General features: G+C 64.5%; 8 protein-coding genes. 4 read left to right on the forward strand and 4 right to left on the reverse strand.

Going from position 1 to position 12,801, the window contains the following annotated elements:
- Positions 1 to 9 precede the first annotated feature (9 nt).
- Complete coding sequence (locus F455_RS22710) at positions 10 to 945, reverse strand: sulfotransferase family protein (protein WP_026293505.1); 936 nt, start codon at positions 943 to 945, stop codon at positions 10 to 12.
- A 37-nt stretch (positions 946 to 982) separates the two neighbouring features.
- Here F455_RS22710 and F455_RS23130 point away from each other — a divergent pair, with 37 nt between their 5' ends.
- Both F455_RS23130 and F455_RS0117515 read left to right on the forward strand, forming a co-directional pair.
- On the forward strand, positions 983 to 1,276 hold the full coding sequence (locus tag F455_RS23130; protein ID WP_157579007.1) for a hypothetical protein: 294 nt from the start codon (positions 983 to 985) through the stop codon (positions 1,274 to 1,276).
- Positions 1,273 to 2,973 carry a long-chain-fatty-acid--CoA ligase gene (locus F455_RS0117515; RefSeq protein ID WP_018974620.1) on the forward strand — a complete coding sequence of 567 codons (1,701 nt, stop codon included), beginning with the start codon at positions 1,273 to 1,275 and terminating at the stop codon, positions 2,971 to 2,973. Before F455_RS23130 ends, F455_RS0117515 begins: the two co-directional genes overlap by 4 nt.
- 58 nt (positions 2,974 to 3,031) lie before the next feature.
- On the opposite strand, the gene F455_RS0117520 is transcribed toward F455_RS0117515, so the two are convergent.
- The 3 genes from F455_RS0117520 to F455_RS0117530 all read right to left on the reverse strand — a co-directional run bounded on the left by F455_RS0117520 (position 3,032) and on the right by F455_RS0117530 (position 8,724).
- Positions 3,032 to 5,770 (reverse strand): putative bifunctional diguanylate cyclase/phosphodiesterase, encoded by a 2,739-nt coding sequence (locus F455_RS0117520; protein WP_245540016.1) that lies wholly within the window; start codon positions 5,768 to 5,770, stop codon positions 3,032 to 3,034.
- Between the two features lie 31 nt (positions 5,771 to 5,801).
- A complete protein-coding gene (locus F455_RS0117525; protein WP_018974622.1) occupies positions 5,802 to 6,572 on the reverse strand; it encodes an iron-containing redox enzyme family protein in 771 nt (256 codons plus the stop codon).
- A gap of 226 nt (positions 6,573 to 6,798) precedes the next feature.
- Positions 6,799 to 8,724: a formylglycine-generating enzyme family protein gene (locus tag F455_RS0117530; RefSeq protein WP_018974623.1), complete on the reverse strand. Its 1,926-nt coding sequence runs from the start codon at positions 8,722 to 8,724 to the stop codon at positions 6,799 to 6,801.
- A gap of 145 nt (positions 8,725 to 8,869) precedes the next feature.
- Between F455_RS0117530 and F455_RS0117535 the strand changes: the two genes are divergently transcribed.
- The gene (locus F455_RS0117535) at positions 8,870 to 9,958 is read left to right on the forward strand and encodes a ribonuclease D (protein ID WP_018974624.1); all 1,089 of its coding nucleotides are present in this window, start codon (positions 8,870 to 8,872) and stop codon (positions 9,956 to 9,958) included.
- 321 nt (positions 9,959 to 10,279) lie between these two features.
- Complete coding sequence (thrA, locus tag F455_RS0117540) at positions 10,280 to 12,799, forward strand: bifunctional aspartate kinase/homoserine dehydrogenase I (RefSeq protein WP_083919014.1); 2,520 nt, start codon at positions 10,280 to 10,282, stop codon at positions 12,797 to 12,799.
- Positions 12,800 to 12,801 lie beyond the last annotated feature (2 nt).

Genomic DNA, 12,801 nt, shown 5'->3' on the forward strand with positions numbered 1-12,801 from the left:
ACGCCTCGGCTAAGCAGCGAACGCCCGGTCACGCCCGGGCGTTCGCGTTTCCGGCAACGCGAACTTTGCGGCGCAAGAACGTTGCGCGCCGCATTCCTGCACACGCGCCACGCGTGCGCGGATGTCGTCATAGGAAACCAGGCTCGAACGCATCCATTCCAGCATGCGCGGGCCGAAAAGGTTCTCGCTCTTGCGCATCGTCCGCTGGACGACGCCCGACAGTGCATTGCGCTTCCACGGTTCCGCCGCGGCGTTGGCGACGGCATTGTGCGGCGTCGCCGTGAGCGGCAGCGACGAATCGAAGTCGAGAAAAGCACATAGCCGCTCCCATTGCCGATCGAACTGCTCGACCAGATCTTCCAGACAAAGCACATAGTGGCCAGGTGCGCCGAGCTGCGCGATCTGTACTTCCATTACCCGATTCCAGCGCCGCACCCAATGCCTTACCCCGCCATGAAACGCATGCGTGGGGTGGATCAGGTCGGCATCGACGACGGAAGCGACGACATCTTCGCCGTTACGCAGCACATGCACAAAGCGTGCGTCGGCGACATGCCGCGCAATCTCCTCAACGTACATCACGTGGTTGGGAGTTTTTTCCACCCACGCCTCGCAGCGTTGCAAACTAGCAGCCTCGTCAAGCAACCGGACGAACCGGCGGATGCAAGGTTCTATCCGCCACGGCGGAGCCTGCGACAAGCCGAGCAGTTCGGTCTCGAGCCGGTGCAGACGCCGCGGCCCGTGGGATCGGGCGAAGAATCCATGTCGCCGATACCACGGGTCGCGGCGCACGTCGGGGTCTTGCCAGCGTTGGCCGATACCGCCGAACACACTCTCGAAGAAAGCGGTTTCCGGTAACGTCAGCACGTTCGGATACCGCGCCAGCAAGGCCTGTACGATGGTGGTACCAGACCTTGGACAACCCACGACAAAAATACGCTTCATACACCCCGCCGCTACCCCGCGTTACCCCGCAACCACCATGCCGGGTCAAAGTGCAGAAAAGGAGGACTTTTCGCAAACGAAGGTAAACACCGCGGGCAAACCGGAAGGCGACGCCGTTCGCAACCTGCGCGTACGCCTGCCGCTCTGGCAAGCCTGCTTCGAACAGCATTGGATTTCAGCACCGATCCGCACATCCACCGTCGTTGTGCTAGTCACCGCGCTGCGTCGCCGCTTGCCGGCGTTGTCCGCACATGCTCAAATTCCCTCAAACAAGCGTTTGCGTGGGGTACGCGGCGCACAGGCACGAAGAAGAATCAGGAGGGAGCAATGACTGCGAGCAATGACCGTCCTTGGCTGGCTAACTATCCGGCCGAAGTACCGGCGGAAATCGACGTGAACAAGTACCGGTCGATTCCGGAAGTGCTCGAGGCTTCCTGTGACAAATTTCGCCACAACCCGGCCTACATGAACATGGGCAAGGCGCTGAGTTATGACGACATCGATCGACTCAGCGCGCAGTTTGCCTCCTACCTGGTCAACGACCTCAAGCTGAAGAAAGGCGACCGCGTAGCAATCATGCTGCCGAACGTGCTGCAGTACCCCGTGGCCGCATTCGGCATCTTGCGCGCCGGCTTGACCGTGGTGAACACGAATCCGTTGTACACCGCACGCGAACTCAAGCACCAGCTGAATGACTCCGGCGCGAGCGCGATCGTGGTGCTCGACAATTTCGCCGCGACGCTGGCCGAAGTGCTGCCGCAGGCGCCGACGGTGAAGCACGTAGTCACGACTGCCATCGGCGACATGCTCGGCTTCCCGAAGGCGTTCATCACCAATCTCGTCGTGCGCCACGTGAAGAAGATGGTGCCGAAGTACCGCATTGATCACGAAGTGCGTTTCAACGACGCGCTCACCCTCGGTGGCATGGGCAAATTGCCGAAGATCGATATCGGCCACGAAGACATCGCCTTCCTGCAGTACACCGGCGGCACGACCGGCGTCGCCAAGGGCGCGATGCTGACGCACAAGAACATGGTCGCGAACATGCTCCAGGCTGCGGCCTGGCTCGGCACCAACCTCAAGGAAAGTCGCGAAGTCGTCATCACCGCGATCCCGCTGTACCACATCTTCGCGTTGACCGCGAACTGCCTCGTCTTCACCCTGATCGGCGGCGTCAGCGTGCTGATCACCAATCCGCGTGACATGCCCGGCTTCGTCAAGGAACTGTCGAAGGTGAAGTTCAGCGTGATCACCGGCGTCAACACTTTGTTCAACGGCCTGCTCAACACCGAAGGCTTCGACAAGCTCGATTTCTCCAACCTGCGCCTGACGCTTGGTGGCGGCATGGCCGTGCAGCGTACGGTCGCGGAAAAATGGAAGAAAACGACGAAGTGCACGCTGGTCGAAGCCTACGGCCTGACCGAAACCTCACCGGCCGCCTGCATCAATCCGCTCGACCTGCCCGAATACAACGCCTCGATCGGCCTGCCGATTTCCTCGACCGACGTGTGCATCCAAAACGATGACGGCAAGCTGCTCGGCGTCGACGAAGCCGGCGAACTTTGCATCAAGGGCCCGCAGGTAATGCGCGGCTATTGGCAGCGCCCCGAAGAGACGGCCAAGGTCATCACGCCCGATGGCTGGCTGCATACCGGCGACATCGCGAAGATGGACGAAAAAGGTTATTTCTACATCGTCGACCGCAAGAAGGACATGATCCTGGTGTCCGGTTTCAACGTGTATCCGAACGAAATCGAAGATGTCGTCGCCTCCTGTCCGGGCGTACTCGAATGCGCGGCGATCGGCGTCCCCGACGAGAAATCCGGTGAGGCGGTCAAGGTCGTCATCGTCAAGAAGGACCCCGGCCTCACAGCGGAAACGATCAAGGAATACTGCAGGCACAACCTGACCGGGTACAAACTGCCCAAGATCATCGAATTCCGCGACTCGCTGCCGAAGACCAATGTCGGCAAGATCCTGCGCCGCGAGCTGCGCGACCCGCCGGCGCCGGCGGCGAAGACGGCCTGATCGCCGCAGTTCGTAGGAGAACGGGCGCTGCGCCGGCAGGCGCGCCGCCGCAATGTGGTTATTCCACTACGCGCAACCGCGTCTTCGCCAGCGCCATGTTCGGCAATAGCATGCGCTCGATTTCCGTCGCCTCCAGCGGCTGCGAATAGAGGAAGCCCTGGCCTTCGATGCAGCCGGCGCGCACGAGGAAATCGCGCTGGGCCTCGGTCTCGATGCCCTCGGCGATCGTGCGCAGGCTCAGGCTCTTGCCGATCGCAAGGATCGCCTGGACGATCGCCGCGTCATTCGAATCGCCGGGCAGGCCGGAAATGAAGGTGCGGTCGATCTTCAGCCAGGTGATCGCCGGCAGTTTGAGATAGACCAGCGACGAATAGCCCATGCCGAAGTCGTCGATCGCCACGCTTACGCCGATCTCGTGCAAGCGATGCATGATCCGATCGGTATCCTCGCCGAGGCGCAGCACCGAGCTTTCGGTGATTTCGAGCACGAGGCGCGACGGCGCCACGCCGGTTTCCATCAGCGCCCGGCTCAACGCCTCGACGAAGGCATGGTGCCCGAACCAGTTCGCCGACACGTTTATCGCGACGCGAATCGGCGGCATGCCGGCACGCTCCCATTCGGCGATCTTGGCGAGCACGCTGTGCATGACCCATTGGTCGATCTGGCGGACGATGCCCAGATTCTCCGCGATCGGCACGAATTCCGAAGGCGCGATCATGCCGCGCAGTGGATGTCGCCAACGCAACAGGGCCTCGACCGCAACGATGCGCCCGCTGCGCAATTCCACGCTCGGCTGATAGAAGATGTGCAATTCGTCGCGGGCCAGCGCTTGCCGAAGTTCGGCCGCAGTCTGCAGCCGACTGCGCGCCTTCGCGTGCATGAGCGGTGTGTAGAAGCGCATGCAATTGCGCTCTTCGGTCTTCGCCGCGTACATCGCCGCGTCCGCATTGGCGATCATCGTCGCCGCATCGGCCGCATCGAGCGGATAGCCGGCGATGCCGATACTCGCGCTGATCACGATCTCATGGTCGTCGATGCGATACGGTTCGGACAAACTCGCGAGCAGGCGGTTCGCCAGTCCCGCCGCATCCTCGCGCAGGCTCAGGCCGCGCGCGAGCACGGTGAACTCGTCGCCGCCGATGCGTCCGGCGAGGTCAAGCGGCGAAAGCTGCTTGGCGACGCGCTCCGCAGCGGTGGAGAGCAGGCGGTCGCCTATTGCATGACTGAAGCTGTCGTTGACGATCTTGAACGCATCGAGATCGATGAACAGCACCGCGACCGCCTCGCGCGTCCTCTCGGCGGCGATAATCGCCTTCGAACAATGTTCCTCGAACTGGGCGCGGTTGACGAGGCCGGTCAGCGGATCGTGGCTGGCCAAATACTCCAGTTGCAACCGGTCGGACTTGGATGTCGTGATGTCGGCGATCACTGCAACATAGCGCTGGACGCGCCCATGATCGTCGCGGATCACGCTGATGCTCAAGCGCTCGTCGTACAAGCTGCCGTCGCGGCGCCGCGTACGCACTTCGCCCAACCACGAGCCCGTCGCCGCGATCTGCGCCCAGATCGATGGCGGCAGCAGCCCGCCATGCGGCAACACGCGCATGTCGTCGATACGCTTGCCGGCGAGTTCCTCGGCGGAAAACCCGGTCAATGCCGTGTGCGCCGCGTTGACCGCGATTACGCGCCGCGATGCGTCGGCGATGATCACGCCTTCTGCGACCGACGCGAGCGCTTCGGCCGCGATGCGCCGCTCCTCCTCCATCGCCACGCGCTCCGACACGTCGCGAATGATCGCCTGGCGCACATGTTTCTCGCCCCAGCGCGCCATACTCCACTGCGTTTCCACCGGCCGCAAGCCGCCGTCATGTGCGCGCAACTGGCCGTTCGTCGACGCCTTTTGATCCGACGAATTCTCCACGACCAGATCCGCAAAGCGCTTGCCCACGATCTCGTGCGGCGTACGCCCGATCCAGGCGGCAGCCGTGCGATTTGCATCGAGGACAAGGCCATCATCCTCGTCGACCATGACGATCGCATCGGCGGCGCTGTCAAACAGAACGCGATAACGTTCCTCGGTGCCGCGAATCTTCGCCATCGTCCTCCGCGCCATGGTCAGCCACAGCAGCGACGCCAGACCCACGATGGCGAACACACAGCCGTAGAGGATGCGCCCGATCCACACCGTGCCCTGGGCGATCGACGTGGAAAACACCTCAGTCTGCGGCTGGATGAAGTAGTTGAGTATCGCGATTCGCGTGGTTTGCGTCTCCATCCGCGCCGATGTCCAATCGGCCGAGTGGCGCTCTTTGCGCAGCTCCGCGGCGATGACACCGAGCTCGTCGATCGAGGCATCGGTGGAATACCACGCCTTGAGCGCATCGCGCACATAAGGCGCCCAGCGCAAATGGCGGAATATGAAAATCATGACCGGTATCGCTTCGGGTATGACCTTGCCGCGCTCGAACGCGCTTCTGACCGCGTACCAGTCGTAGTTCTCGCGGGTCGTTTCCTCGCGGGCGAAGCGATCGTCGCCGAGCAAGGCGTAATTGCGCTGGAAGCTCTCCATGGCTTCGGGGTTGCCCTGCACCGCGTAGTCCTGCAAGTCGACGACGATCTGCTTCTGCGCCTTGGACCAGGTGCTTTCGCCGTTGAGCAAACCGGCGAGCGCAAGCTGCACCTGCTGCGCGCCCCACATCAGAATCAGCACGAGCGCGACCAGTGCGAACAGGCCCCACGCCAGCGGCATAAGCCGCTGGGTGAGCGCTTGCCCAGACGCTGTCGTATTCCCTTTCATAATGCGCATCATACGCCTGGACGTCGCCGCATTACGCTGCGACTTCGCGCAGAATATCCATGCCGTAGCGCGATGCCGCCAGGCAACGGTCGATCACGATGCGCATGCTGGTGTAGCTTCTGCGCACGCACTCGCGCAGGTGCGCGACCTGTTGCGGAACCGGGTTGTTGCCGACCAGTGCGCAGACGATTTCCAACGCCTCCCACGGATGTTCGTCGTCGTAGGCCGCGTGCAGTTTCAGCCAGCGCAGGGCCTGCGGCGTCGGCATGCTCTCCCGGTAGGCTGCGCCCTCGTAGACGCGCTGCGACCATTCACCGGTCGCGCCCTCGACCGCGTAGTTCGTCGCAATGATGCCCGCCGCGAGCCCGTCGCCCGTGCTGACCTCTTCGCACCAGTTGGCCAACACCATCGCGTCGGTCGGCACCCAACCGTTGAGCACCTTGTCGCGGGACACGCCGGCGCCTTCCGCCCAATCCAGCCAATACTCCGCATGGTTCTGTTCGACGCGGATATTGCGCACGAGCCAACGCCGCGCCATGTTGTCGCCCTCGCTGCGGCCATAGCGGGTCTTCATCAGGCTTGCGGACATGTACGCGGGAAAACGTTCGATCACCGGCCACACGCCGGTCATGAAGCTTGCGGTGGATTCGGTGCTCAATTGCGCCTCGCGCATCAGCGCAAACAACTCGTGCTCAACAACTTCTCGCTTGGCGTCTGCACAGGAGTCGACCATATCCTGCGCCCACGCCGGATAACTGCTCAGTTCATCGATCGGGCCAGTGCGTTCAAAACGGCTATTCATCGTAGCTCTCCTCGGAATCGGAAAGGGGCAGCCCGGTGGGCGACTCCGAAAACTACTCACCGTGCAGGCGCCGGCATGGTTGCTGACGGCGCAGGAAATTGTTGTAGCGAAACTAAGGGTTGACGACGACGCATCGAGCCCCGCCAACCCGGCATTTAAACGCGAACATCATACGCCGGACCGCGGATTGCGGAGAAAAGTTGAAATGTATACTACGTCGCAGAATTTACAGGTCGCGAGCGACGCGGATGCCTACCTGCGAGTTTCGCGCGTCGACGGGCAGATTCGTGCGGAAAGCCGAACGCGCCTGCTCCGGCGCACTACCCCAGGAAGCACCGCGCACGACGCGGCGTTCGCAGCCGGGATTGACCCAGGCACGGGCATCCGCCGGTGCGCGCAGATAGCTGTCGTGCCAGCAGTCCTCGACCCAGTCGGCAACGTTGCCGTCGATGTCGCGCAAGCCGAACGGATTGGCGGCAAACTTGCCGATCGGGGCCGGCCCCCAGTAGCCGTCGCTATAACGCGGAAAAGCGTTGCTCCAGCGCCGGCCCGACGGGGATTTGTCGCCGTCGCCGGTCAGGTTCGCCAGCTTCGAGGGCGGATTGCCGTCGCCCCACCAGTAACGCGTCGTCGTGCCGGCACGCAAGGCGTACTCGTACTCGGCCTCGCTCGGCAAACGGTAGCGCTTGCCGGTACGCGCCGACAGCCATTGCGTGTATGCCTTGGCATCGTTCCAGGAGACGTGGACCACCGGCAGATTGTCGGCTGCGATGGCCCCGCTATAGTCGTTGCGCCAGCTGATGCCGCGGCGGTCCATCGTGCGCCCTGAGTCCTCGTCGTAGACCGTGGAACTGCCGATCTTCTCCGCGTCGGTCTGGTATTTGGCGTCGTCGACGAATGCGCGGAAATCGGCGACGCTGACCTCGTCCTCGCCAAGCGCGAAACCGAGTACGACCTTCACCTCGCGCTGCGGCTCCTCGGTACTGCGATGGCCGGGTTCCTGCGCCGGCGAGCCCATCGTGAAGCTGCCGATCGGCACGACCACGATGGCCGGGGCCTTGCCGTTGCGGTCGACGAAAGCATCGCTGATCACCTGCCCGGGCTTGTAGCTCGCGTACAGGCGCGCATTGCGCAGACGCTCGTTGAACGCGTCGACGCCGCCGACATCAGGGCTCAAGCCGAGCGCGCGCTGCGCGAGCAATTGTGCAAGGTCGGCATTGCCCGCATCGAGCGCGGAATTGGCCTGTGCCATCACCGCCGTCGCGCGCTGCTCGCGGATGCCCTGGATCTGACTGCGCGTGTCGAGCAACTGCTGCGAACCCGGGCGGATCGAGGACGCGCTGCGCAGCGCGTCCTCGGCACCGCCGTAGTCGTCCTGCGCGGCCGCCGCGAGCGCGCGGTCAAGCCAGGTGCGCTCGATCTGTGCGAGCCCCAGGTCGGCAAGCTTGTTGTCGGGGTCGATCTTGGTCACTTGGCGATAGACCGCAAGCGCATCGCTGCGGTTCTTCGCCGCTTCGGCGTCGTCCTTGGCCTCGCGATGCAGCAGCTCGGCTGCACGCGTCAGCAACGGCGTCGTCTGGCGCAGCTTCTTCAGCCGCGACTGCAAATCGTCGATGGACTCCTCGGCCAGTGCCTGGTCGCGCAACACGGCGATCAGACGCGCGGACTCGTCTTCGTCGCCACGGTCGAGCGCGTCGCCGGTCTGCTGCAGGATCGCGGCCGCGACTTTTTCCACGCCGGCGTTCGCTGCCGCGCTGCGGTTGTCGGCGTCGAGCACCTGCCGATAGTAAGCGAGTGCGCCGTCCTTCGCCTCGATCAGCTTGCCCTTGGCGAAGGCATCGTCGGCCTTCTTCAGCAAGGCAGCGATCGCCTTCGGCGGCGGCGGCGGCGGCGGGGCCAAACTGATCGGCGGCCCCCATTGTGCCGCCTGCTCGCGTTCGGCAACGGATGCGTTCGTCGTTTCTCCCGAGCGCTGTGCTTGGGCGATGATCAGCGCATTGCTCGGCGCGGCAGCATCGGTCGACGATCCAGTCGCCGGTTCCTGTGCCGGCATGCCTGGAAAGAAACGCCAGGCGAGCGCAAACAGCAGCAGGGCGATGCCCGCGGCACCGCCTAGCGCAGTCTGTTTGTTGACGACATCGCTACCGGGCATCGGCGGTTCGGCTGGAAAATACCGGCTGACAGTCTTGCCTCGGAACCTTAGGCTATGCGCTCGCGCGCCGCAACCCGAGATTGTCGGCGCACATACGCTATATTCACTTTCCGGACCGCCTTGCTCGGTTCAACCAAGGTTTCCGATGCACGCATGGATCGACAGCGACACCGCGCTGACCACATGGATCGCCCAGCATTCGGATAGCACGCTCGTCGCGCTCGATACCGAATTCATGCGCACAAACACGTTCGCGCCTATCCTCGCCCTTGTGCAGGTCAAACTCGGCGATGAGATCGCCCTGCTCGATTCGACCAGGCTAGGCGCCCATGCCGCGCTCGCCGCGCGCCTGCGCGACCCGGCAAATATCTGCCTGATGCACAGCGCGAGCGAGGACCTGGAAGCGCTCGCCAGCGTCGTTCCCTCAGGTCCAGCTACGCTGTTCGACACGCAAATAGCCGCCGCGATGGCCGGCTTCGGCTTCGGCCTTTCTTACCAGAAACTGGTCGCCACGCTGTTCGGCGTCGATCTGCCCAAGTCGGAAACGCGCTCGGACTGGCTGCAGCGCCCGCTCAGCGCCGCGCAACTCGACTATGCCGCGCAGGACGTGGCCTGGCTGCCGCAGATCCATGCCCGTCTCGCCGATGCGCTGGAGTCGCTCGGCCGCAGCGAATGGCTGGCCGAGGATTGCAGCCGTTTGGTGGAGCGCGTGCGTCGCGCCACGCTGGATTCGCAGCCGCAGCGCGCCTTCCGCAGCGCATTCGACTGGCCTCGCGACAACCAGATCCTGCTGCGTCGCCTGCTGCGCTGGCGCGAAACGGCCGCGCGCCACTACGACAAACCGCGCTCCTGGCTGCTCGACGATGCGCATGCGCTCGATCTCGCCCAACGGCCGCCGACCGACGACGATCAGCTGTTCGAGCGCACCAAAGGCCTGCGCGCACTGCGCTCCGCGCCGCGGGCCGAAGTGCTTGCCCTGTTGCAGGCGCCGTTGGGCGAAGACGATGCTGCGACCACGGCGATTCCGCCGCCAATGTCGTCAGCGGAAAAACGCGCCGCGACCGCGATGAAGGATGCCGTGGCGGACATCGCCCGACAGCTCGATCTTCCCGAAGGCCTGCTCTGCCCGCGCCGCCACATCGAAGCTTTCCTCACCGATCGTGCTTGGCCGGGAGCGCTCGAAGGCTGGCGCAAACCGCTGTTGTTCGATCCGCTGAATGCGAAGCTGCCGTGATCCTCGGCACCTCATCGGCGTCCCATCGACGAATCGGCCGTGCAGGCGACGGCGCTTTTCACGACTCGACCACCCAGACGGCGACAAATTTCATGAATTTGGCCGTCTAGACGGCCAACTCGCTTGACAGTGCGACCGTGGATCGGTTCCACTAGCGGCATGTCCCGCGCCACGACGATTACCATGACGACCATTACCACTATCCGTGTGGTGCGGTCCGTCGTGCGCAACTGAATTCCTAAGCACACGGCCCCGCACCTCGACGAAGGTGCGGTTCGCGCCGCAAACCTTCGGTAGAATGCACGGCCTTCCGGAGGTTTCATGACCACGCTCGCCCAACCGCTTCACCCTGCCGCAGCCGCCTCTCCGACGTCACAACGCGTTAATACGTTGTCGAACGTCGCGCACAAATTCGGCGGCACCTCGATGGCGGACGCAGCGCGTATCCGCCACGTCGCCGAGCTCGTGCGTGCGCGGCCGGAAGCCACCCAGGTGGTCGTCGTCTCGGCGATGTCGGGCGTGACCGACGCGCTGCTCGCACTCGCCGCCGCGGCCGCGGCCAACCAGCCCTGGCGCGACAAATTCGAAGCCTTGCGCCAGCGCCACCTCGATACCGCAGAGGAACTGTTCGCGGACAAGGCGCAGCCGGCCAAAGACTGGCTGACCGCGCGCTTCGACGAACTCTCCAAGGTGCTCGATGCGATCGCGGTGCTGCGCGGCGCCGGAAACGGCGTCGCCGAAGCGATCAGCGGTAACGGCGAAGTCTGGTCGTCTTGGCTGCTGCACGCCCTCTTGCGTTCGCTTGGCGCGGACTACGCCTGGTGCGATGCGCGCGAAGTGCTCGTCGTGCGCCACGAGGAACTCGGCGTCGCAGTCGACTGGGACGTGACCGAAGCCAAACTCGCGCTTTGGCGCGCGGCGCATCCACAACCGCGCGTCGTCGTCACCGGCTACGTCGCACGCGACGAGAACGGCCGCGACACCGTGCTCGGCCGCAACGGCAGCGACTACTCCGGGGCCATTTTCGCGGCGTTGTACAAATCCGAAGAACTGCACATCTGGACCGACGTCGACGGCGTGCTCAGCGCCGACCCGCGCATCGAGCCGGAGGCGGTGACCCTCAGCGCAATGAGCTACAACGAGGCCTGCGAACTGGCCTACTTCGGCGCCAAGGTCATCCATCCGCAGACGATGGCGCCGGCGATCTCGCGCGGGCTGCCAATCCTTATCCGCAACACGTTCAAGCCCGAACTGCCGGGCACGCGCATCGACGCGCGCGGCGATGAGAACGGCCCGGTCAAGGGTCTGACCCTGGCCCACGGCCTCGCTTTGCTCAACGTCGAAGGCACCGGCATGATCGGCGTGCCCGGCACGGCCGAGCGCGTGTTCGCCGCGCTGCGCGCCGCGCGCGTCTCGGTGGTGATGATCTCGCAGGGCTCGAGCGAGCATTCGATCTGCTGCGTGGTCAAGCTCGCCGAGGCCGACACCGCGCGCGCCGCGATCGAAGGCGCGTTCGCGCGCGAGCTGCATGCCGGCCAGATCAACGGCGTGCAAGTGTCGCGCGATATCAGCGTTCTGGCCGTGGTCGGCGACCGCATGGCCGGCGTACCCGGCGTTGCCGCGCGCCTGTTCGATGCGCTGGCGCGCTCGCACGTGAACATCCGCGCGATCGCCCAGGGCGCCTCCGAGCGCAACATCTCGGTCGCGATTTCTAACGACCAGGCCACGCTCGCGCTGCGTGCCGCACACGCGGCATTCTGGCTGTCGCCGCAGACAATCTCGGTCGGCCTGATCGGCCCGGGCAAGGTCGGCGCGGCCCTGCTCGATCAGATCTCGGCCGCGGCGCCGCGCCTGCGCCGCGAGGCCGGCTTGGACCTGCGCCTGCGCGCGATCCTGTCGACCAAATACCTGCTCGCAGACGAGCGCGATCTCGGCGCGAATTGGCGCGACCGTGACGGCGATTTCGTCGGCAACGACATCGACGGTTTCATGAAGCACCTGATCGCCGCGCATCTGCCGCACACGGTCATCGTCGACTGCTCCGGCAGCAACGAGGTCGCGGCGAAATATCCGCAGTGGCTCGCCGCGGGCATCCATGTGATCACGCCGAACAAGCAAGCCGGCGCCGGCCCGCTCGACCGCTACCGCGCAATAAAAGCTGCAGCGGCGCAGAGCGGCGCGCGCTTCCGCTACGAAGCGACCGTCGGTGCCGGTCTGCCCGTGATGCAGACCCTGCGCGACTTGATCGACACGGGCGACGAGCTGACCGCAGTGGCGGGGATTTTTTCCGGTACGCTGGCGTGGCTGTTCAATCGATACGACGGCAGCATCGCGTTTTCCGAGCTCGTCCGCGAAGCGCACAAGCTCGGCTACACCGAGCCCGATCCGCGCGACGATCTTTCCGGCATCGACGTGGCGCGCAAACTGGTCATCCTTGCGCGCGAAGCGGGACGCGAGCTCTCGTTGGAAAACGTCGCAGTCGAGAACCTCGTGCCGTCTCCATTGCTCGGCGCGGGGCGCGAAGAATTCATGTCGCGCCTGAGCGAACTCGACGCGCCGATCGCCGCGCGCCTCGCCGCGGCGAAAGCGAAAGATCGCGTGCTGCGCTACGTCGCCCAGCTCGACAAGGACGGCAAGGCCAGCGTCGGCCTCGTCGAGCTGCCGCGCTCGCATACGTTCGCCAACCTGCAGCTGACCGACAACGTCGTGCAGTTCTCGACCAAACGCTACAACAGCAATCCGATGGTGATCCAAGGCCCCGGCGCGGGCCCCGAGGTCACCGCTGCCGGCGTGTTCGCCGACCTGCTGCGCGTCGCCGCCTCGCTCGGTGCGCGCGTATGAGG

Source organism: Rudaea cellulosilytica DSM 22992 (genome assembly GCF_000378125.1).
GTDB classification, from domain to species: domain Bacteria; phylum Pseudomonadota; class Gammaproteobacteria; order Xanthomonadales; family Rhodanobacteraceae; genus Rudaea; species Rudaea cellulosilytica.